Source organism: Streptococcus oralis subsp. oralis (assembly GCF_002096435.1).
Classification (GTDB): Bacteria; Bacillota; Bacilli; order Lactobacillales; family Streptococcaceae; genus Streptococcus; species Streptococcus oralis_AA.
Genome location: NZ_NCUI01000024.1, coordinates 70,886 through 92,464 on the forward strand (window position 1 = coordinate 70,886; position 21,579 = coordinate 92,464).

The 21,579-nt window shown below is 40.5% G+C and carries 19 protein-coding genes; 18 read left to right on the forward strand and 1 reads right to left on the reverse strand.

Annotated features, from left to right (window positions below; genetic code table 11):
• Nucleotides 1-184 precede the first annotated feature (184 nt).
• From B7723_RS03820 to B7723_RS03905, 18 genes are all read left to right on the forward strand, one after another.
• Nucleotides 185-1,348, forward strand: coding sequence for a class I SAM-dependent rRNA methyltransferase (locus tag B7723_RS03820; protein WP_162279214.1), 1,164 nt, complete (start codon nt 185-187; stop codon nt 1,346-1,348).
• Entirely contained in the window at nt 1,345-2,022 is a 678-nt protein-coding gene (aroD, locus tag B7723_RS03825; protein WP_000767778.1) for a type I 3-dehydroquinate dehydratase, read from the forward strand. The genes B7723_RS03820 and aroD overlap by 4 nt, the downstream gene beginning before the upstream one ends.
• Nucleotides 2,012-2,866 (forward strand): shikimate dehydrogenase, encoded by an 855-nt coding sequence (locus B7723_RS03830; RefSeq protein ID WP_084849836.1) that lies wholly within the window; start codon nt 2,012-2,014, stop codon nt 2,864-2,866. The genes aroD and B7723_RS03830 overlap by 11 nt, the downstream gene beginning before the upstream one ends.
• Before the next feature lie 18 nt (nt 2,867-2,884).
• The gene (gene aroB / locus B7723_RS03835) at nt 2,885-3,952 is read left to right on the forward strand and encodes a 3-dehydroquinate synthase (RefSeq protein ID WP_084849835.1); all 1,068 of its coding nucleotides are present in this window, start codon (nt 2,885-2,887) and stop codon (nt 3,950-3,952) included.
• Between the two features lie 9 nt (nt 3,953-3,961).
• The gene (gene aroC / locus B7723_RS03840; RefSeq protein WP_084849834.1) at nt 3,962-5,128 is read left to right on the forward strand and encodes a chorismate synthase; all 1,167 of its coding nucleotides are present in this window, start codon (nt 3,962-3,964) and stop codon (nt 5,126-5,128) included.
• Nucleotides 5,129-5,137: 9 nt separating this feature from the next.
• Nucleotides 5,138-6,241, forward strand: coding sequence for a prephenate dehydrogenase (locus B7723_RS03845; protein ID WP_084849833.1), 1,104 nt, complete (start codon nt 5,138-5,140; stop codon nt 6,239-6,241).
• Between the two features lie 10 nt (nt 6,242-6,251).
• Nucleotides 6,252-6,590, forward strand: coding sequence for a YlbF/YmcA family competence regulator (locus B7723_RS03850; protein ID WP_084849832.1), 339 nt, complete (start codon nt 6,252-6,254; stop codon nt 6,588-6,590).
• A 90-nt stretch (nt 6,591-6,680) separates the two neighbouring features.
• On the forward strand, nt 6,681-7,964 hold the full coding sequence (gene aroA / locus B7723_RS03855; RefSeq protein ID WP_070567641.1) for a 3-phosphoshikimate 1-carboxyvinyltransferase: 1,284 nt from the start codon (nt 6,681-6,683) through the stop codon (nt 7,962-7,964).
• Nucleotides 7,957-8,433, forward strand: a complete 477-nt coding sequence (locus B7723_RS03860; RefSeq protein ID WP_042902127.1) for a shikimate kinase — start codon at nt 7,957-7,959, stop codon at nt 8,431-8,433. The genes aroA and B7723_RS03860 overlap by 8 nt, the downstream gene beginning before the upstream one ends.
• Nucleotides 8,430-9,278 (forward strand): prephenate dehydratase, encoded by an 849-nt coding sequence (gene pheA / locus B7723_RS03865; RefSeq protein ID WP_042902128.1) that lies wholly within the window; start codon nt 8,430-8,432, stop codon nt 9,276-9,278. The genes B7723_RS03860 and pheA overlap by 4 nt, the downstream gene beginning before the upstream one ends.
• Nucleotides 9,275-10,570 (forward strand): LCP family protein, encoded by a 1,296-nt coding sequence (locus B7723_RS03870; RefSeq protein ID WP_084849831.1) that lies wholly within the window; start codon nt 9,275-9,277, stop codon nt 10,568-10,570. Before pheA ends, B7723_RS03870 begins: the two co-directional genes overlap by 4 nt.
• Nucleotides 10,571-10,950: 380 nt before the next feature.
• Entirely contained in the window at nt 10,951-11,334 is a 384-nt protein-coding gene (locus tag B7723_RS03875; protein WP_084849830.1) for a DUF1310 family protein, read from the forward strand.
• Nucleotides 11,334-12,458, forward strand: a complete 1,125-nt coding sequence (locus B7723_RS03880; protein WP_239827369.1) for an Mbeg1-like protein — start codon at nt 11,334-11,336, stop codon at nt 12,456-12,458. Before B7723_RS03875 ends, B7723_RS03880 begins: the two co-directional genes overlap by 1 nt.
• Before the next feature lie 117 nt (nt 12,459-12,575).
• On the forward strand, nt 12,576-13,412 hold the full coding sequence (locus B7723_RS03885) for a LicD family protein (protein ID WP_084849829.1): 837 nt from the start codon (nt 12,576-12,578) through the stop codon (nt 13,410-13,412).
• Nucleotides 13,409-14,377 (forward strand): glycosyltransferase family 2 protein, encoded by a 969-nt coding sequence (locus B7723_RS03890; RefSeq protein WP_084849828.1) that lies wholly within the window; start codon nt 13,409-13,411, stop codon nt 14,375-14,377. The genes B7723_RS03885 and B7723_RS03890 overlap by 4 nt, the downstream gene beginning before the upstream one ends.
• Before the next feature lie 21 nt (nt 14,378-14,398).
• Nucleotides 14,399-16,558 carry a LicD family protein gene (locus B7723_RS03895; protein ID WP_084849827.1) on the forward strand — a complete coding sequence of 720 codons (2,160 nt, stop codon included), beginning with the start codon at nt 14,399-14,401 and terminating at the stop codon, nt 16,556-16,558.
• A 57-nt stretch (nt 16,559-16,615) separates the two neighbouring features.
• On the forward strand, nt 16,616-17,428 hold the full coding sequence (locus tag B7723_RS03900) for a LicD family protein (protein ID WP_008292505.1): 813 nt from the start codon (nt 16,616-16,618) through the stop codon (nt 17,426-17,428).
• A 43-nt stretch (nt 17,429-17,471) separates the two neighbouring features.
• A complete protein-coding gene (locus B7723_RS03905) occupies nt 17,472-20,000 on the forward strand; it encodes an MBL fold metallo-hydrolase (RefSeq protein WP_084849826.1) in 2,529 nt (842 codons plus the stop codon).
• A 45-nt stretch (nt 20,001-20,045) separates the two neighbouring features.
• Here the strand turns inward: B7723_RS03905 and B7723_RS03910 are convergent, their stop codons facing one another.
• Nucleotides 20,046-21,524: an oligosaccharide flippase family protein gene (locus B7723_RS03910; protein WP_084849825.1), complete on the reverse strand. Its 1,479-nt coding sequence runs from the start codon at nt 21,522-21,524 to the stop codon at nt 20,046-20,048.
• Nucleotides 21,525-21,579: the final 55 nt, after the last annotated feature.

Sequence of the window (21,579 nt, forward strand, 5' to 3'; positions counted from 1 at the left end):
TTCTGAAATTGTCTATTTTTAGCGAATAGAATCTCTCTTTCCATCACAAGGGAGAGGATGTTTTGGTGAAAAAGTAAATGGAATAAACTTATTTTAACAAAAATGACACTCAGTAAACTAAAGTACAACTGGTTAAACGGTTTCTTTTTTGAGAATTGTCACAAAATTTGCTATAATAGTAGCTATGAATAGAATTAGGGTCAGCAGACGTGTTGAAAAAAAGCTAGCTAAGGGTCTAGTTCTTTTGGAAGCAAGTGATTTAACAGATATTGATCTGACGGATCAGGCAGTAGAAGTTCTTAGTCAAGACGGGAAATTTTTAGGGAGTGCCTATCTTTCTCAGCAGAACAAGGGCATTGGCTGGTTGGTCAGCAAGGAAAAGGTTGGTTTCAACCAATCCTTCTTTGAAATCCTGTTTCGTAAGGCTAAGGAAGATAGAAAGCCTTATTATCAAGATGACTTGACTACTGCCTTTCGCCTTTTTAACCAAGAGGGGGATGGTTTTGGTGGTCTGACTGTTGATCTCTATGGAGATTATGCTGTTTTTTCTTGGTACAACTCCTTTGTTTACCAAATTCGTGAGCTAATCGTAAAGGCTTTTAAGGAAGTTTTTCCTGAGGTCTTGGGGGCTTATGAGAAGATTCGTTTTAAAGGTCTAGACTACGAGTCTGCCTATGTTTATGGTGAGGAAGCGCCGGATGATTTTACTGTTCTTGAGAATGGCGTTCTCTATCAAGTCTTTATGAATGATGGCTTGATGACAGGGATTTTCCTGGACCAGCATGAGGTTCGTGGAAGTCTGGTTGACGGTCTAGCCATGGGCAAATCCTTACTTAATATGTTTTCCTATACGGCGGCCTTTTCAGTTGCTGCAGCTATGGGAGGTGCGAGTGAGACGACTTCTGTCGACTTGGCCAAACGGTCTAGAGAGCTGTCAGAAGCTCATTTTCAGGCAAATGGACTCAGCACGGACAATCACCGTTTTATCGTCATGGATGTTTTTGAGTACTTCAAGTATGCCAAGCGAAAAGGCTTGACCTATGATGTGATTGTGCTTGATCCGCCGAGCTTTGCCCGCAATAAAAAACAAACATTCTCTGTAGCTAAGGACTATCACAAGTTGATTTCCCAGAGTCTAGAGATTTTAAATCCGGGGGGCATTATCATTGCCAGTACTAATGCTGCCAATGTTTCCCGCCAGAAATTTACAGAACAAATTGATAAAGGTTTTGCAGGAAGAAAGTATCAGATCTTGAACCAATATGGTCTTCCAGCAGACTTTGCCTATAATAAAAAAGATGAAAGCAGTAATTACCTCAAGGTGATTAGTATGAAGGTTAGTAGATGAAATTAATCGTTTCAGTAATGCCAAGAAGTTTAGAAGAAGCGCAAGAACTGGATGCCACTAGGTATGAAGATGCCGATATCATTGAGTGGCGTGCGGACTTTCTTACAAAGGACGCTATTTTACAGGTAGCACCCGCTATCTTTGAGAAATTTGCAGGACGCGAACTTGTCTTTACCCTTCGGACCCGCGCTGAGGGAGGTGAAATCGAACTTTCCTCAGAAGAGTATGTTCAAATCATCAAGGAAGTTACTCAGCTTTATCAGCCGGATTATGTAGATTTTGAGTATTTCAGCTACAAGGACGTTTTTGAGGAAATGTTGGATTTTCCAAATCTTGTTTTGAGCTATCATAATTTCCAGGAAACACCTGAAAACATGATGGAGATTTTGTCTGAGTTGACCAGTCTCTCTCCGAAAGTGGTCAAGGTATCAGTTATGGCCCATACGGAGCAGGATGTTTTAGACCTGATGAATTACACTCGAGGATTTAAAACACTCAACCCTGAGCAAGAGTACGTGACCATTTCCATGGGGAAAATGGGCAAGGTATCACGCATTACTTCAGATGTGACGGGTTCAAGTTGGTCATTTGCTAGTCTGGATGAAGCGAGTGCCCCAGGTCAGATTTCGCTATCAAACATGAAGAAAATCAGGGAGATTTTGGATGAAGCTTGATGGCTATACGCGTTTAGCTGCAGTTGTTGCCAATCCCATTAAACACTCTATTTCACCCTTTATTCACAATAGGGCCTTTGAGGCGACAGCTATTAATGGTGCCTATGTAGCTTGGGAGATTGAAGCGGGTGATTTGGCAGAAACAGTCGCCAATATTCGCCGTTACCAGATGTTTGGCATCAACCTGTCTATGCCTTACAAGGAGCAAGTGATTCCTTATCTGGATGAGTTGAGTGATGAGGCTCGTTTGATTGGGGCAGTCAACACAGTTGTTAATCAAGACGGAACGTTAATTGGATATAATACAGATGGCAAGGGATTTTTTAAGAGCTTGCCTTCTTTTACAATCTCAGATAAGAAAATGACCCTTCTGGGTGCAGGTGGTGCGGCCAAATCAATCTTGGCACAAGCTATTTTGGATGGGGTCAGTCAGATTTCGGTCTTTGTACGTTCAGCTTCTATGGAAAAAACAAGACCTTATCTAGACAAGTTGCAGGTGCAGACAGGATTTAAAGTGGACTTGTATGCTTTAGAAGATCTTTCTGAACTGCAATCAAGGATTGCCAAGTCGGACTTACTAGTCAATGCGACCAGTGTAGGGATGGATGGCAAATCATCCCCAGTTCCTGAAAGCATAGTCTTATCAGAAACTCTCTTGGTAGCAGATATCATTTACCAACCCTTTGAGACGCCACTTTTGAAATGGGCTAGAAGCCAGGGCAATCCAGCTGTCAACGGCCTGGGGATGTTGCTCTATCAAGCTGCTGAAGCTTTTCAACTGTGGACAGGTAAAGAAATGCCGACAGACGAGATTTGGCAGTCCTTAAAAGAAAAATATAAATAGTGAAAAGGAGACCCTCCTATGAAAATCAGAATCGATATTCCGCATCATCCTTATGATATTCAGATTGAAAAAGGTTGTCTGGCTCAGGCTGGTCAATGGTTGCGAGAACTCTGGCAACCACAAAAGGTAGTCATTGTGACAGATAACCATGTAGCTTCTCTCTATGCAGAGAAGGTTAAACTCAGCCTAGAAGATGCTGGTTTTCAGGTAGCTGTTTTTGACTTTTTAGAAGGCGAAGAACGAAAAAATTTAACCACTGTTCAGAAAGTCTATGAATTTCTAGTTAAGCAGGGGTTGACTCGTAGCGATGGGATCGTGGCTCTTGGTGGTGGTGTCGTTGGGGACCTAGCTGGCTTTGTGGCCTCTACCTATATGCGGGGCATTCACTTTGTTCAGATTCCGACTAGTTTGACAGCCCAGGTTGATTCTTCTATCGGTGGTAAGACAGGTGTCAATACTCCATTTGCTAAAAATATGGTGGGTACCTTTACCCAACCAGATGGGGTTCTGATTGACCCGCTTGTCCTTAAAACTCTTGGGAAAAGAGAGCTGATTGAAGGGATGGGTGAGGTTATCAAGTACGGCTTGATTGAGGATCCAGAACTGTGGGCTCTCTTAACGAACCTGGATGGTTCTGTTGAGAGTATACTGGAACATGCGGAGACTTTGATTGAACATTCTTGTCAGGTGAAGCGCAAGATGGTGGTTGAGGATGAGTTGGATAACGGTGTTCGTCTTTACCTCAATTTTGGGCACACTATTGGTCATGCTATTGAAGCAACGGCCGGTTATGGCAAAGTCATGCATGGTGAGGCCGTGGCCATGGGGATGGTGCAGATTTCCAAGGTTGCTGAGGAAAAAGGCCTCATGCCAGCTGGCCTAACCCAGTCCATTAGAGAGATGTGCCAGAAATTTGGACTACCTGTTGACTATGAAAACTGGGATGTTGACAAGCTTTATCAGGCTTTGACTCATGACAAGAAAGCGCGTGGCAACACCTTGAAACTGGTCTTGGTACCAGAGCTTGGTTCAGCGACCATTCACCCAGTTTCTCTGGAAGAGATGAAAGATTACTTGGTAAAATAAGGAGAACGTATGAGATATTTAACTGCAGGAGAATCACACGGCCCCCGACTGACGGCTATTATTGAAGGAATTCCAGCGGGACTTCCTTTGACAGTAGAGGACATCAATGAGGATCTGAAACGCCGTCAGGGTGGCTACGGTCGTGGTGGTCGTATGAAGATTGAGAGTGACCAGGTTGTCTTTACTTCGGGCGTTCGTCACGGGAAGACGACAGGGGCTCCCATTACCATGGATGTCATCAACAATGACCACCAAAAATGGCTGGACATCATGTCTGCAGAAGACATCGAAGACCGCCTTAAAAGCAAGCGGAAAATCACTCATCCTCGCCCAGGACATGCCGATTTGGTTGGGGGCATCAAGTACCGTTTTGATGACTTGCGAAATTCCTTGGAGCGATCATCTGCCCGTGAAACCACCATGCGAGTTGCAGTTGGGGCAGTAGCTAAACGTCTCTTAGCTGAGCTAGATATGGAGATTGCCAACCATGTCGTGGTCTTTGGTGGCAAGGAAATCAATGTACCTGAAAATCTGACAGTTTCGGAGATTAAGGAACGAGCTGCTCAGTCTGAAGTTTCTATTGTCAATCAAGAACGAGAACAAGAAATCAAGGACTATATTGACCAAATCAAACGTGACGGTGATACCATCGGTGGGGTTGTGGAGACAGTCGTCGGAGGTGTTCCAGTTGGTCTTGGTTCCTATGCCCAATGGGACAGAAAATTGGATGCGCGATTGGCTCAGGCAGTTGTCTCTATCAATGCCTTTAAAGGGGTGGAATTTGGTCTCGGCTTTGAAGCTGGTTACCGTAAAGGCAGTCAGGTTATGGATGAAATTCTCTGGTCTAAAGAAGACGGTTATACTCGTCGTACCAATAATCTGGGTGGTTTCGAAGGTGGTATGACCAATGGGCAACCCATTGTTGTTCGTGGTGTTATGAAACCCATTCCTACTCTTTACAAACCACTTATGAGTGTGGATATCGAAACCCACGAACCATACAAGGCAACCGTGGAGAGAAGTGATCCGACCGCTCTTCCAGCAGCAGGTGTGGTCATGGAAGCTGTTGTAGCAACGGTTCTGGCACAAGAAATCCTTGAAAAATTCTCATCAGATAATCTTGAAGAATTAAAAGAGGCAGTTGCCAAGCACCGAGACTATACAAAGAACTATTAAGGAGTCCTTATGGCAAAAACCATCTATATCGCAGGTCTCGGTTTGATTGGTGCTTCGATGGCGCTCGGTATCAAGCGTGATCATCCGGATTATGAAATTTTGGGTTATAATCGCAGTCAAGCTTCGAGAGACATTGCCTTGGAGCGGGGGATGATTGACCGTGCGACGGATGATTTTGCCAGTTTCGCTCCCCTAGCAGACGTCATCATCTTGACCTTACCAATCAAACAGACCATTGCTTTTATTAAGGAGTTGGCAGATTTAGACTTGAAAGAAGGCGTCATTATCTCTGATGCAGGCTCAACCAAGTCAGCCATTGTAGATGTGGCGGAGCTGTATTTGGCTGGCAAGCCTGTCCGCTTTGTCGGTGCTCATCCCATGGCTGGTAGCCACAAGACAGGGGCTGCTTCTGCGGATGTCAATCTCTTTGAAAATGCCTACTATATCTTCACACCTTCAAGCCTGACAAGTCCTGACACACTTGAGGAAATGAAAGATCTGCTTTCAGGTCTTCATGCTCGTTTTATCGAGATTGATGCCAAGGAGCATGATCGGGTGACTTCTCAGATTAGTCATTTTCCTCATATTCTGGCTTCCAGCCTCATGGAGCAGACAGCAGTTTATGCTCAAGAACATGAGATGGCAAGGCGCTTTGCAGCGGGTGGTTTTCGAGATATGACTCGCATTGCGGAAAGCGAGCCAGGTATGTGGACTTCTATTCTATTGTCCAATCGTGAAACTATTCTGGATAGAATTGCGGATTTCAAGGAGCGCCTAGATGAGGTTGGACAAGCCATCAGCAAGGGAGATGAAGAGCAAATCTGGAACTTTTTCAACCAAGCGCGTGCGCAACGGCAGGCTATGGAAATCCATAAGCGTGGTGGTGTGGATAGCTCTTACGACCTCTATGTCGATGTTCCCGATGAAGAAGATGTCATCTTGCGGATTTTGGAATTGCTACGTGGAACTTCCTTGGTTAACATCCACATCAACGAGGAAAACCGTGAGGATGTTCACGGGATTCTACAAATTTCCTTTAAAAATGCTCAAGATTTGGAACGAGCTGAGCGCTTAATTACAGAAAATACAGACTATACAGTCGTCATCAAATAAGGAGAAAATCATGTCAAATATTTACGATAGTGCAAATGAACTCAGTCGCGGGTTACGCGAATTACCAGAATACAAGGTAGTTAAGGCAGCCAAAGATGCCATCCAAGCTGATGAACAAGCTAGCAAGATTTTTGCAGACTACCTCGCTTTCCAGAAAGAAATCCAAGTCATGGCGCAAACGGGACAAATGCCAGACGTCTCTTTCCAAGAAAAGATGCAGTCCTTCAGTAAGCAAATCCAAGAGAACGCTCTGTTGTCAGATTTCTTTGCCAAACAGCAACAATTGTCCATTTACCTTTCAGACATTGAAAAAATTGTCTTTGAACCTGTTTCAGAATTATTGAAATAGTATTTTATCTGTATAAAAGCCAGAAATTTCAGGAATTTCTGGCTTTTTTGTGATAAAATAAGAAAAAGTATTGCAAGTATGAGGTCAACTATGAAACTAAAAACAAACATTCACCACTTACATGGCAGTATCCGGGTTCCAGGTGACAAGTCTATCAGCCACCGTTCGATTATTTTTGGAAGTTTGGCTGAAGGCGAGACTAAGGTTTATGATATTCTGCGTGGAGAGGATGTGCTTTCAACCATGCAGGTCTTTCGTGACCTTGGTGTTGAGATAGAAGATAAAGACGGTGTGATTACGATTCAAGGTGTAGGCATGGATGGCTTAAAAGCGCCGCAAAACGCCTTGGATATGGGGAACTCTGGAACCTCGATTCGCCTGATTTCAGGTGTCCTTGCTGGTGCAGATTTTGAAGTTGAAATGTTCGGAGATGATAGTCTTTCCAAACGTCCTATGGATCGCGTGACGATTCCACTGAAAAAAATGGGCGTTAGCATCTCAGGGCAAACTGAGCGAGATCTGCCCCCTCTTCGCCTAAAAGGGACGAAAAATTTAAAACCGATTCACTATGAGTTGCCAATCGCCTCTGCTCAAGTCAAGTCTGCCTTGATATTTGCAGCCTTGCAGGCTCAGGGGGAGTCCGTTATTATCGAGAAAGAATGCACTCGCAACCACACCGAAGATATGCTACAGCAATTTGGTGGCCATTTAAGTGTGGATGGCAAGAAAATCATAGTTCAAGGACCACAAAAACTGACCGGACAAAAGGTAGTTGTTCCAGGAGATATTTCCAGTGCAGCCTTTTGGTTGGTCGCAGGTTTGATTGTTCCAAACTCTCGTGTGGTGCTGCAGAATGTGGGCATCAACGAAACGCGTACTGGTATTATTGATGTCATTCGTGCCATGGGAGGAAGATTGGAAATAACTGAAATTGACCCAGTTGCTAAATCAGCAACCCTGACTGTCGAGTCTTCAGACCTGAAAGGAACAGAGATTGGTGGAGCCTTGATTCCCCGCTTGATTGATGAATTGCCTATTATTGCCCTTCTAGCGACCCAAGCGCAAGGTGAAACAGTCATTAAGGATGCTGAGGAACTCAAGGTCAAGGAAACCGACCGCATTCAAGTGGTGGCAGATGCCTTAAATAGCATGGGGGCGGATATCACACCTACTACAGATGGAATGGTTATCAAAGGGAAATCAATCCTTCATGGCGCTAGAGTCAATACGTTTGGTGACCATCGAATCGGAATGATGACAGCCATCGCAGCCCTCTTGGTTGCGGATGGAGAAGTGGAACTTGATCGTGCTGAAGCCATCAATACCAGCTATCCTAGCTTCTTTGATGATTTGGAGAGCTTGATTCATGGCTAAGGTATTACTCGGATTTATGGGGGCAGGCAAGTCGACAATCGCTAGAGGATTGGACGCAGACTACATCGATATGGATGCCTTAATCGAGGAACATTTAGGCATGTCTATTGCGGATTTTTTCGCTGAAAAGGGAGAAGAGGCCTTTCGTCAAGTAGAGTCAGAAGTCCTAGCTGACTTACTAAAAACGGATCACGTTGTGTCAACTGGCGGAGGGGTTGTCATTTCTCAGAGAAATCGTGACTTGCTCAAAACCAATCCTGATAACATCTACCTAAAAGCAGATTTTGAAACCCTCTACCAACGTATCGCAGCTGATAAGGACAATCAGCGCCCGCTGTTTCTAAATAGTAGTAAGGAAGAACTAGCAGCTATTTTCCATGAAAGACAAGCTTGGTATGAGGAAGTAGCCAGTCGGGTTCTAGATGTGACCAAGTTAAGCCCAGAGGAAATTATAGAGGAACTGAGATGAAAATTGCCTATCTAGGTCCCAAGGGATCTTTTTCGCATCATGTTGTGCAGACAGCATTTCCCAAAGAGGAATTGCAGGCTTTTGCCAATATCACAGATGTCATCAAGGCCTATGAACAGGGCTTGGTGGACTATTCTGTGGTGCCAGTTGAAAACTCCATTGAAGGTAGTGTCCATGAAAGTTTGGATTACCTTTTTCACCAGGCTCGCATCCAAGCAGTTGCAGAAATTGTTCAACCCATTCACCAGCAGTTGATGGTGGTTCCAGGTCAGTCAAAAATTGAGAAAATTTTTTCTCATCCCCAGGCTCTGGCTCAAGGAAAGAAATTCATCGACAAACACTATCCAGAGGCCCAAATCGAGGTGACAGCTAGTACAGCCTATGCAGCTCGCTTTATTTCGGAACATCCAGATCAGCCTTATGCAGCTATTGCTCCTAAAAGTTCAGCTGAAGAATATGGCTTGGAATTGATTGCAGAGGATATTCAGGAAATGGAAGCAAATTTCACACGTTTTTGGGTGTTAGGGGCAGACATACCGAAGATTCCTTTGAACTCACAGGCTGAAAAAATGAGTTTGGCCTTGACCTTACCAGACAACCTACCTGGTGCTCTTTACAAGGCACTTTCGACCTTTGCTTGGAGAGGGATTGACTTAACAAAGATTGAAAGTCGCCCCCTTAAAACGGCCTTGGGAGAATACTTTTTCATTATCGATGTAGACTATAGTGACAAAGAACTGGTTCATTTTGCCAGACAAGAACTAGAAGCCATTGGAATCCAGCACAAGATACTGGGAACCTACCCGATTTTTACCATAACTGATATAGAAAAGGAGAGTCAATGAGCAAAGAAAATCCTTTAAGTCATCACGAGCAGTTACGTTATGATTATCTCTTCAAAAATATCCATTACCTCAACGACCGTGAACGGAGGGAATTTGATTATCTGCAACAGAAAATGGCAGGTCCCAAGTCTGAAGTTCACCCTTCCTACCAAGAAGAAAAAGAAGAAACTTGGGGTAGAGATATTGATCTTCCGACCTACGGCAGTAGAAGCCGGTCTAAGAAACGTGAAAAGGTAGCTCCTCAACCTAAAGTCAAAAAGAAAAAGAGAAGAATTCGCTTCAAACGAATACTGACTTGGCTCTTGCTGTTGATTACCTGTGTGCTTGCAGGGATGATTTTTATGTTTCTTCGAGGTTTCCAGTCAGCAGCCAATCCAACAAATAAGCCAGCTGACGCCAAGGCAGCTCAAGTAGAGGTCTTTAACGGTCAGGATACCAAAGATGGTGTGAATATTTTAGTGATGGGGACAGATGGCCGTATCGGTCAAAATAGTGCAGAAACCCGTACCGACACAATCATGGTACTGAATGTCAGTGGATCGGATAAGAAGATTAAACTAGTCAGCTTTATGCGTGACAACTTAGTTTATATCGACGGGTACAGTAAGATTGTAAATGGCCAGAAACAGACGGATAACAAATTAAATGTTGCCTATGAACTTGGGGAACAAGAAGGGCAAAAAGGGGCTGAAATGGTCCGCAAGGTTCTAAAAGACAACTTTGATTTGGATATTAAGTACTATGCCCTAGTTGACTTCCAGGCCTTTGCAACAACTATTGATACCCTCTTCCCTGACGGAGTAACGATTGATGCCCAATTCTCAACATTGAATGGTCAACCTTTAACAGAAGCCACAGTTGGAGATGACCTTCATGCAACAGAGACAGAGTCCCCAACCCAAACCATCAAAGTTGGAAAACAGCAGATGAATGGATCCACCTTGCTGAACTATGCTCGCTTCCGTGATGATGACGAGGGAGACTACGGCCGTACCAAACGTCAGCAACAAGTCATGTCAGCAGTTCTTGAGCAAATCAAAGATCCAACCAAGCTCTTTACGGGATCAGAGGCACTTGGAAAAGTCTTTGGCATGACCTCAACAAATCTACCATATAGCTTCTTGTTGACCAATGGCTTATCTGTCCTAGAAGGTGCTCAAAATGGCATTGAAAGACTCACCGTCCCAGAACTTGGTGACTGGGTAGATGCTTATGATATCTATGGTGGACAAGGACTTCTAGTTGATCAAAATAAATATCAGACCAAACTCGCCCAAATGGGAATGAGATAGAATGCTTTTATTAAGAAAACTCAAAAGAACTTAGTAAAAATTATATTCCAAATATAAAAAAAGAGTATTTCTGAAATGGAAATGCTCTTTTTATGTTATATAGTGATTTCCAGAACCACATTCATTATATTCTAACTTGAAATCCTTTTAAGAAATTTGTTAAGAGAACATGACAAAGTGAAGGTTTTTGAATCGAGACCAAATGAAAAATTTGTATCAACAGTTTTTTAGTTGATGAAAAGAATTTTTTGCGTACTACTAGATTTTTAACTACCTGATGAATCTTCAATTTGACTATAAGGGTAATAATATAATGCTTGTGGTATACTATAAGTAAATCAGCACATGACATATTTGTAAAATACCATAAAGGAGATGCCATGAAGTCATTAAAAATTATAGGAATCACATTAGCTAGTTTGTTGGTTATCGTTGGATTAAGCGTAGGGGGATATAAAGTGATGAAAAAAGTAAAACACGATGAGATGGTGAGAATTGTAGAGAGTGAGGAAGCGAAAGAGATATTTAAATTGCGCTTAAAACAAATAGATCCGAATGCTCTAACAGAAAAAGGAATTATTAAATCATATAAAGTTGATTCTTTTGAACATAATCCAATGGGAGGAATAATTGTTTATTTGTATATAAATGATTCCTCAAGTTACAATGTTAGTGTATTCTTACATAAAGATAGTGATGGTAAATTAAGAAATGGCGGTGGGAGTAATCCGCCTCTGGAAAAATTAAAAGGAGACTCAAACTGATGAATTCTATGTATAGCGACTATGAACGAAAGTTAATCGCTGAAAAAGAATACGATAAAAAATTACAAGTTGACAATGATATTTATATAGAAACTCGAAAAAGCTCCATCGGTACAGTCCGTCAGGTAATCGAAAACGAGACAGGAATAAAGGTTTACGTAGTTGAGAGTCCAGACCATTCTGAAGTGTCTGTTCTCTATGAAGGTTCTAAAGCGCCATTTGAAGAAGGATGGGAAGTGGATTGGCTTGAAAATGACCTTCCCATGGCTCATAATATTTTGAAAAGTGAAGAAGGAGTGACTTCTCAGTTGAAGGCGGCTGCTTCTATCTTAGATGATATTATGATGTCCTATCCAAATGCTAAAATCTCAGTTTATGGTCACTCTCTTGGCTCTATGAATGCCCAATATGCCCTAGCTAATGTTAGGGACATTTCACGTATCTCAGGAGCTTATATCTACCAGGGACCGAATATCTATCCGGTCTTGACCAAAGAACAACGGCAACGTGTGGATGCTATAAAGTATCGTATTCATAATTACATTGATGATAAGGATATGGTTCCTTTAGGTTATCCTGAAAATAGAATGGATAGTGTCGGTGTAGTAGGTATCATGTATCATGTGGACTCGGAACAGCAGTTAGATTTTATTTATTCTCAACACATGTGGGGCGGTTATGTTTTTAATGAGGATGGTAGCCTCAAAATCAAAAAAGATACCTCATCTTTTGAAAAACGTTATTCTTCTGGTTTGGATAAGGTTTCCAGTGGCTTGTATTCCTATGCAAAGGCTAAAGAGGCATTGGCTTCAGGTGGTTATACGAGTGTTGAGGAGCTCTTTTTAGACTCCGAACATGCCTTAACGATTTCATCGGGATTGCATGAAGTCGCAAATGCTGGTCAGGAAGAGATTCGCTCCATAGTTCGTAAAGCTCACCAAAAAGCAGAGAAAATAATAGCGAGTACCTATCAAGTCCCTTTTGGTTTTATTTTGTCACCTACAGAGGTGGCGACAGCCTATTCTGATGGAGGAGTATCTCGTACGACAATCGTAGATGATCTTGATCATTATTTCTATCCAAAAATCAAAAAAATAGAATACTATAAAAAAATCAAAGTTTGAATCACCAGTGAAAAAGTGGTTTAGGCTTTGATTTTTCTTAGTATCTGATGGATTTTTAGGGCTTTTTTATGGTATAATAAAACGATATAACTCGTTATTGTACAGAAGAGGAGAGACATGAGTGATTTGAAAGCGATTCAGGCTCGTAGTCTGGAAATGGCTGAATATTTCGTCGCATTTTGTAAAGAACATGATTTGTTGTGCTATCTCTGTGGCGGAGGGGCTATTGGTGCCCTTCGGAACAATGGCTTCATTCCTTGGGATGATGATTTAGACTTTTTCATGCCGCGTAAGGACTATGAAAAATTAGCAGAGCTGTGGCCACGTTATGCAGATGAGCGTTATTTCTTGTCAAAGAGTAACAAAGATTTTGTAGACCGTAACCTTTTTATTACCATTCGTGATAAGGAAACTACTTGTATCAAGCCTTATCAGAAGGATTTGGATTTACCACACGGTTTGGCCTTGGATGTGTTACCATTGGATTATTATCCTAAAAATCCAGCTGAGCGTAAGAAACAGGTTCGTTGGGCCCTGATTTATTCACTCTTTTGTGCGCAAACTATCCCAGAAAAGCATGGTGCGGTCATGAAATGGGGAAGTCGCATCTTACTCGGCCTGACTCCAAAATCTCTACGTTATCGCATTTGGAAAAAAGCTGAAAAAGAAATGACCAAGTATGGTCTGGCTGAGAGCGATGGAATTACGGAATTATGCTCAGGTCCCGGCTACATGCGAAACAAATACCCAATCGCATCCTTTGAGGACAATCTTTTCTTGCCATTTGAAGGAACTGAGATGCCCATCCCAGTCGGCTATGATGCCTATCTCAGCACTGCTTTTGGGGACTATATGACACCGCCACCAGCAGACAAGCAAGTACCGCATCATGATGCTATTATAGCAGACATGGACAAGAGCTACACAGAGTACAAGGGAGAATATGGAGCATGATGGGAGAAAAAATAAGCGTTATCGTTCCGGTCTACAATGTAGAAGCCTATCTGGAGCGATGTGTGGAGTCGATTCTTCAACAGACTTATGCCCATTTTGAGTTAATCCTAATCAATGATGGTTCTACTGATTCCAGTGGACAGATCTGTGATCAATTAGCATCTCAGTATGAGAATATCAAGGTTTATCATATCGAAAATGCTGGTGTTTCAAATGCTAGAAATATGGGAATTCAGCTAGGGACGGGTTCTTGGGTTACCTTTATTGATAGCGATGATTTCGTTACCCAGGATTACCTAGCTACTTTAGCAAGTGCAGTTGAAGGGGTGAATGTAGGCTTTGCAATTGCTCCTCTGCACCATATCAAAAACGGCATTGTAACAGACCTACCTTCACATTCAGGAAAAACAGAACTCTGGTCAACAGAAGAAACCATGAAGGAACTACTGATGACTACCAGAACGTCATTTTTTCCAGTTGCAAAACTGTTTAAGAGAGACCTGCTAGCGGATGAAAAGTTTAATACCAACTATCACCTAGCTGAAGATGCTCTATTTTTAACTGAATTGCTACTAAAGACAAGATGCAGTTGCGTATTTATTGACAAACCTGTTTATTATTATGATCATCGTGAGGGAAGTGCAACGACATCTGTTAATCGACATGTATTTGACACAATAGAAGTTTATCAGCAAATAATTGCTCAAGTTTCACAAGCCTTCCCTAATTTAAAATACGAATTAATAAATAGAGAGTGTTGGTCGTACATCACAGTTTACGATAAAATTATCTTTACTTCACGTGAAGAGTATCAAAAGGAGAAAGCCGAGCTGAGGAATTGGATTGTTCAGCACCGACGCGAAATATGGAAAGATGCTTATTTCACCACTTTTCGCAAGGTAGCGATCCTTTCACTTGTCATTTCTCCATGGCTATATAAGAAAATTGTTGGATTAAAAAACTAATATCATGAGAAGGAGTTGAAAATGAATTTTTCAAAAATGGATGAATACTTTGAAAAATCAAAACTATGGATTGCGTATCTATTTGTTTTCATTTCTATTTTAAGTATGAGTTCACTGGTTTATAAGATAGCAAATCCCCTCTACAAGGGATTATCAGCGATTGTAGTGCTTTATATTTGCTATACCTTATTGTTTAAGTGGAAAGAAATCACAGCAGATCGCAAATTTCTATCCTTATTTGGACTCTTAGCTGGAAGTCATCTGCTATCAGCTATTTTCAATCGCTCTGGACATCTGATTGGAAATGTGATTGAAATCCTCTTCATGGTAACCTATGTTTTATTATTTACCATGTTACAATCAGGGCAACTTAAAAAATTATTTGACTGGATTGCCTATACGGTTCAAATTGTATCTTTTTCTTCAGCAATTTTTGCGTTTGGTTTATTGATAAGTAGAGTCCTCATCCTATTTAAGATTGGTGAACAATCTTATTACTATGGTGTCATGAATGGACGTCTGTGGGGGATTGTCAATCCAAATGCTAGTGCGATATTTTCATACATTAGCATTATTTTGGCTATGTATTTGATCCATAAAGGAAGTAAATATTCTGTTTATCTTAAACTGAATAATGTGATTCAATTCGTTTACTTTGCTACGATGCAAAGTCGAGGAGCCTTACTTTCTTTACTTCTCATGATTGGACTCTATAGTTTCTTTGCTACTAGAGGGAGTATCGTTAAACGATTCCTCACTTTTATAGTTGCTGGTTTGCTGATTGCTGCAACTAATATTGGATTAAGCTATGTAACTTCAATCTATATCTCATCTGAAACTGCGACTGTCTTAGATTTAAACAATGGACAATCCTATGCTGAGACAGATTCATCTGTTACTAAGAAAAACGGTGAGCTCCATCTGATCGAAACAACACCAAGTGGTAGAACCTATATCTGGAAAAATGCCATCAAGATGGGAAGTGCCAAACCAATTTTTGGTTATGGTGTACGAAATGTTCCAGATTACTACACAGAATATTTCAGTAAATTTGAGATTCAAAACTCCCTTATTGGTGGGAATTTCCATAACATTTTTGTGACCATATTTGTCAGTTCGGGAGTTCTAGGTTTGGTATCCTTCCTTTTTGTACTGGCTTATGTCATCAAACGCTTTTTAACGTATTTGATTGTTTCCAAGAAAAATACTGATAAATTGATCATGATCCTATTCTTTGGTATCTTGTTTGGTCAATTATTTGAAAGTCAGATTATGTATTCAACCAACTTTATTAATATCATCTTCTGGCTAGCGATTGGCTATGGACTCGTAGTCTGCAAACGGGATGAAGGAGTTCGGTACCAAGAAGTAACAGATATCAATGAAATTCAACAGATGGAACTTGGAATCATGGAGTATATTCATGAAGTTTGTCAGAAAATTGGAGTCAAGTATTTCTTAGCATATGGAAGTCTAATTGGTGCTGTTCGCCATCAAGGATTTATCCCTTGGGATGATGACATGGATATCTGCATGTTACGAGAAGATTATGAAAAATTGCAAGACTACCTTATCGCTAACCCTGATAAACGTTACGAGGTGATGTCTTATAAAAATAATCTCAACTATGTCTATCCCTTCATGAAAGTGCAGGATAACCATACTTACTTGCTAGAAGAAGATGTTCGCATCGATTCGAATATGGGAATCTATGTAGATATTTTCCCTGTAGATGGCTACGAGGATGACGTACAATTTAAAAACAAGATGACGAAACTGATAAAGAAACGTCAATTGAGTTGCTATACCTTCAAAGGCATTACCAATACAAAAAGTGTACTGAATTCACTGCTACGTTATGTTTCAGTTATTATTTTCTATTTCACCAATACGAACAAATACGTTGCCCAGATTGAAGAGCTTGCAAAATCCCGTAAAGTCTCAGATTATGAGCAGGTGGATTATCTTATCTACAAGGATATGAACAAACCAGTGTGGAGACGTGAATGGCTGGAACAAGTTACTACTGGAACATTTGAAGGTAAGGAATTTACCATTCCGAAAAACTATCATGAAATTTTGACCTCAGACTACGGAGACTATATGCAATTGCCACCGGTTGAACAAAGAGTATCTCATCATGATTTTAAATTATGGAAGATTGTTAAAAGGTCTAAATGACGAGATTGGGATTAAGAAACGTTTAAAAATATAGTCAAATTTAGGAGAATAGAACCTATGTCTGAAAGAACTTTAACTCTTGAAGAAATCAAGCAAGTAGAATTGGATATTTTAAAGTATCTACATGATCTTTGTGAACAACATCAAATCAAATACTTTATTGACTTTGGAACCTTACTAGGAGCTGTACGCCATAAAGGATTTATCCCTTGGGATGATGATACAGATATTTCCTTAGCGCGTGATGAATTTGAAAAACTGTACAAGGTTTTACAAAATGAAAATCATCCCTACTACAAATTGATTTCATTCAGAGAAACAAAGGGATACCCATACAGTTATATGAGAGTCTATGATGTAAGGACTCGTCGAGATGCTAACCTCGTAGACCCAACGGTTGTATTGGGAACTTGTGTTGACATTTTTCCATATGATGGTGTCGTCACAGAGGAAAGTGACCGTAAGAAAATGAAGCTCTACAAATATTTCATTCGCCTTTCTTCATTGAATTTTAAAGGGATCAAGTCTGAGAATGGTGGACTTAAGAACCTCCCTCGTTATATGGGATCAGCGATTTTCCGCTTAACTTCCCCACAGCTATGGAATCAAAAATTAGAGAGTCTTGCTTTGAAGTATAGTGTAGATCAAGCAACAGATCTTACTTGTACTATCTATGACCCTTATTATCCAAATGGTATAAAAAAAGAATGGCTCTATGATTTGATTGATATGCCTTATGAAAACATTGTGGTCAAGGTTCCGAGAAAATACCATGAAATACTTGTCTACGAATTTGGAGAAAACTATATGACTCCACCGCCTATTGAGCAACAAGTCCCAGGAGGGGATAAAAACTACTGGATTGATTAGATTAGTAAAAGTTGCTTATTGTTAAGATAAAGGAGTTTTCAAGGTGAAAAATAAATGGTTATTAAAATCAGTCAGCTATAGTGTTCTCGCATTCTTTCTATTACTGATTCAGTTATCGCAAGAAGTAGATGCAGATACCATCTCTGCAGGTTCGGGCAATCGTATCCATTTCATAAATACAAAAGCAAAATCTGGGAGTGATGCCATCCTTCTGGAAAGCAATGGTCATTATGCTTTGATTGATATGGGAGAAGACTATGATTTTCCTGATGGGAGTGATCCACGCTATCCAAGCCGCTGGGGAATTTCCATGAGAAATTATCAAGTATTGGAGGATCGATTGATTCGCCACTTGGATCAAATAGGTGTAAAAAAATTAGATTTTATTATAGGCACTCATGTTCATAGTGACCATATTGGTGGAGCAGACGAAATACTCAATCGATATCAAGTCGGTAAGTTTTATTTGAAAAAATATTCAGATGATCGGATCACAGCAAACTGGGGACTATGGGATAATCTTTTCAATTATGATAATGCTTTGAGAGCAGCTCAAAAACGAGGAGTTACTCTTATCCAGAATATTTCAGATGAGGATAGCCACCTAAAATTAGGTGATATGGATATTCAACTCTACAACTATAAGAATGAATATGATGCTGACGGGAATCTGAAAAAAGTTCGAGATGATAACTCCAACTCCATTGTTTCAGTAGTGACTGTGGCAGGAAAGAGAATCTATCTTGGTGGAGATTTGGATAATGCCGAAGGAGCAGAAGATAAGTTAGGTCCAGTTATCGGCAAGGTTGATATGATGAAATGGAACCACCATTATGATGCGACAATTTCAAATACGATTAATTTCCTTGAAAACTTATCACCAAAAATGATTATTCAGACAACTGGTGGAGATATTAATGTTGCTTCAACCAGAGAATACCTTCAGAAGAAAAATATTCAGGTTCTGCATGCCGCTAGCCAAACTCAAGACGCTACCGTTTTTGATATTAGCGATAAAGGATTTGCTAATGTTTCAAATACCTTCCCTGATATCCCTGTAGTTGACGAAAAATGGTATCAAGAAGATGGTTATTGGAAATATCGTTTGACTGACGGAGAAATGGCTATCGGCTGGAAAGAGATTGGCGGAGCCACTTACTTCTTTAATGGAAAAGGACAAATGCAAGCAGGTCGCTGGCTTCACCTTAACGACGACTGGGGAGAAAATGCCAAAGGGAATGATTACTATCTGAACCAAAATGGTAAAATGCAAACTGGTGGTTGGTTCAAACTAGATGACTCTTGGTATTATATCCAATCAAATGGTGCTAGACGATTTAGCGAGCTCTCTGAAATCGGAGGGAAAAAGTATCTCTTTGCGGCGGATGGGAAGATGCTAACAGGACACCAAGTCTATAATGGCAAGAAGATGTTCTTTAGCGAAAGTGGTGCACTCCAAACAGCAGGTAAGCCTTCAACATGGCAAAAGATTGATTCAAATTGGTATTTCTATGATGAGGATGGGCTAAAGACCATCGGTAAAAAGAATATCAATGGAAGCACATACTACTTTAATCAAGAAGGTGTCATGCAAACTGGATGGGCCTTTGTTGATGGTCACTGGAACTATTTTGCAAGTTCTGGAGCTATGAAAACTGGTTGGGTCAAGGATCAGGAAACATGGTATTATCTGGATAAAGATGGCATCATGTTAACTGGTAGACAAGATATAAATGGTGTTCGTTACTATTTGAATGCTAGTGGTGCCATGCAGACTGGCTGGAAGTGGCAAGACAATAGCTGGTACTTCTATACGAACTCAGGTGCTATGAAAACTGGTTGGTTGAAAGATAAAGAATCATGGTATTATTTGGATCCTGAAACAGGTATCATGGCTGTAGGATCTAAAGAGATTGACGGTAAGAACTATTTCTTCAGCTCTGCAGGTACTATGCAAGTTGGATGGCAGTGGTCAAATGATTCTTGGCATTACTACGCTACGTCAGGCGCACTCCAAACTGGTTGGTTGAAAGATGGTGATGCCTGGTATTATCTTGAAGGTAAGGAAGGCGTTATGTTAGTCGGCCTCCATCAAGTAGATGGTAAGCAATATTACTTTAGCAAATCTGGAGCCATGCAAACTGGCTGGAAATGGTTTGATAATCATTACCGTTACTTTGAATCAAATGGAGCCATGAAAACTGGTTGGATAAAAGACAAAGGTGTCTGGTATTATCTAAATCCTGAAGATGGCATCATGTTGGTTGGCCTTCATAAAGTAAATGGTGATCATTATTACTTTGATGAATCAGGAGCTATGCAGACAGGTTGGAAACAGCTTGATGGTAATTGGTACTATTTCCAAGCTAATGGTTCTTTGTTGAAGAACGCAACAACACCTGATGGTTACAAAGTAAACGAAGAAGGTATCTGGAAACAGGCTGTTGCTGCTGTAAATAGCGATGCAGTCAAGCCAGAACAGAAACAAGAAGCTATTTCCTCTATTGTTGAACAACCTAAACAAGATTCAAATCTAGAAGCCAACGCTTCTGAAAAGAAAGAAAAAGAATAAAGAAGAAATCCCCTACTGGCAACTAATTTATCAGTAGGGGATTTTTTAATTTCGTTTTAATTTAGCAAGTACAAGGTTCAGTGCGTAGTGGAGTGTTTTGTCTTTGGTGATAAAGAGGGTCAAGAGGTAATAGATACCACAAGTTGCTACGGTAGAAAGAACCATGAGAATCATATTGAAGTTTACTGTGTAGGAATTGATTTGGAAAATCATTTTGAAAATATAGAAGATTGGGATAAAACCAAGGGATATAATGCTATAACGTGTTAAGGTTATAAAAATTTCTTTTAAACTAATCAGTTGATGTTTCTTGATAAAATGAATTTCAAGTAAAACAACGATAGTTTCTGCGATAATGGTCGTAGCGATGTAATACTCAGGTGCAAAAATATTATTGAAATACAAGATGCTATTTAATAGGATATTAGCCCCACCACCAAGGAAGTAGAAGGCGGTTAAGCGATTTTCATGGTCGTTGATAAAGATAATCTGTTTACCAAGAATCAACTCAATAGCCCAAATGATGGTACGAAAAGCGAAGACGCTAGTTACGATACCCGCTTCAAGATATTTTTCAGAAGAATAAATAACAGTTGCGTACCGTCCCAATATCATAATCCCGATACTAGTTGGAACCATAAGGAAATAGAATAAGGATGCCGCTTGATTCACGAGATAATTATAGGACTTGTAATCCTTTTTGCCGAGATAGTAGCCGAGGCGTGGAATACTGACGTTGATAGCTCCACTCAAGACACTGGCAATCAGCATGACGATACTATAGGCAATTGTATAGTAGGAAATATAGTTCTCATCCGGTCCCTTGGTGATAAACATTCTATCTAGCAAGGTATAAAGCATATTAGCGTTTGCTAGGAGAAGCATAGTAAAGAGTGGTTTAGAAGCTTTAGCTAATTCGACGAAACCAATCTTAACAAAAGAAACTTCTCTCTTAATCCAAAGAAAACTGAGCAGGTAGTTGAGGATAGTGGTCGCTGTCATAACGATAGCATAAGGAACGATATCATCTGCCGTTTTAACAAAGGCGAAGATAGCGATCAGCATGGTAATTCGAATAATTAATGTTTTATAGAGGATGAAGGCATAGTTTTCATAAGCCTCGTTCATCCATTCGATATTGAGAAATTGGAAGAGTGCTTGGGCCCCTAGGATGTAGTATAGGACTTTCAGATTCTCAATGCTGGTGTCAAAGAAGATAATGAGGAAGTAGATACCTGTCGTCAGGAGAGAGGTGAAAACCGAGATATAAAACAACTTAGAAAAGACGTAGTTGATTTTATTCTTGTCATCCTTGACCTTACTAATAGCTCGAATCCCGTAGTTGTATATTCCAAAGGCAGCTAGTGGAATAACGAAACTTGCCCAGGTATTGGCTGTATTGAAATAACCGTAATTGGATTTGCTGAGAATCCGCGTCAGATAAGGATTGGTTATCAGTGGAAAAACGATATTGAGAATATTGACCAGCAAGCTGGCCAAGGCATTTACTTTTATATTTTTCATTGAACTTTCTTTCTTAAATCTAAAATCATATATAGTATTATATCACATTCTCGCT

Excerpts from the sequence above, each read along its gene's own strand:
- B7723_RS03845 (WP_084849833.1), top strand. The coding sequence starts at position 5,138 with ATGGCAAAAACCATCTATATCGCAGGTCTCGGTTTGATTGGTGCTTCG.
- B7723_RS03830 (WP_084849836.1), top strand. The coding sequence starts at position 2,012 with ATGAAGCTTGATGGCTATACGCGTTTAGCTGCAGTTGTTGCCAATCCC.
- B7723_RS03895 (WP_084849827.1), top strand. The coding sequence starts at position 14,399 with ATGAATTTTTCAAAAATGGATGAATACTTTGAAAAATCAAAACTATGG.
- B7723_RS03860 (WP_042902127.1), top strand. The coding sequence starts at position 7,957 with ATGGCTAAGGTATTACTCGGATTTATGGGGGCAGGCAAGTCGACAATC.
- B7723_RS03820 (WP_162279214.1), top strand. The coding sequence starts at position 185 with ATGAATAGAATTAGGGTCAGCAGACGTGTTGAAAAAAAGCTAGCTAAG.
- aroA (WP_070567641.1), top strand. The coding sequence starts at position 6,681 with ATGAAACTAAAAACAAACATTCACCACTTACATGGCAGTATCCGGGTT.
- B7723_RS03850 (WP_084849832.1), top strand. The coding sequence starts at position 6,252 with ATGTCAAATATTTACGATAGTGCAAATGAACTCAGTCGCGGGTTACGC.
- B7723_RS03880 (WP_239827369.1), top strand. The coding sequence starts at position 11,334 with ATGAATTCTATGTATAGCGACTATGAACGAAAGTTAATCGCTGAAAAA.
- B7723_RS03870 (WP_084849831.1), top strand. The coding sequence starts at position 9,275 with ATGAGCAAAGAAAATCCTTTAAGTCATCACGAGCAGTTACGTTATGAT.
- B7723_RS03875 (WP_084849830.1), top strand. The coding sequence starts at position 10,951 with ATGAAGTCATTAAAAATTATAGGAATCACATTAGCTAGTTTGTTGGTT.
- B7723_RS03885 (WP_084849829.1), top strand. The coding sequence starts at position 12,576 with ATGAGTGATTTGAAAGCGATTCAGGCTCGTAGTCTGGAAATGGCTGAA.
- aroC (WP_084849834.1), top strand. The coding sequence starts at position 3,962 with ATGAGATATTTAACTGCAGGAGAATCACACGGCCCCCGACTGACGGCT.
- aroB (WP_084849835.1), top strand. The coding sequence starts at position 2,885 with ATGAAAATCAGAATCGATATTCCGCATCATCCTTATGATATTCAGATT.
- B7723_RS03890 (WP_084849828.1), top strand. The coding sequence starts at position 13,409 with ATGATGGGAGAAAAAATAAGCGTTATCGTTCCGGTCTACAATGTAGAA.
- pheA (WP_042902128.1), top strand. The coding sequence starts at position 8,430 with ATGAAAATTGCCTATCTAGGTCCCAAGGGATCTTTTTCGCATCATGTT.
- B7723_RS03900 (WP_008292505.1), top strand. The coding sequence starts at position 16,616 with ATGTCTGAAAGAACTTTAACTCTTGAAGAAATCAAGCAAGTAGAATTG.
- aroD (WP_000767778.1), top strand. The coding sequence starts at position 1,345 with ATGAAATTAATCGTTTCAGTAATGCCAAGAAGTTTAGAAGAAGCGCAA.
- B7723_RS03910 (WP_084849825.1), bottom strand. The coding sequence starts at position 21,524 with ATGAAAAATATAAAAGTAAATGCCTTGGCCAGCTTGCTGGTCAATATT.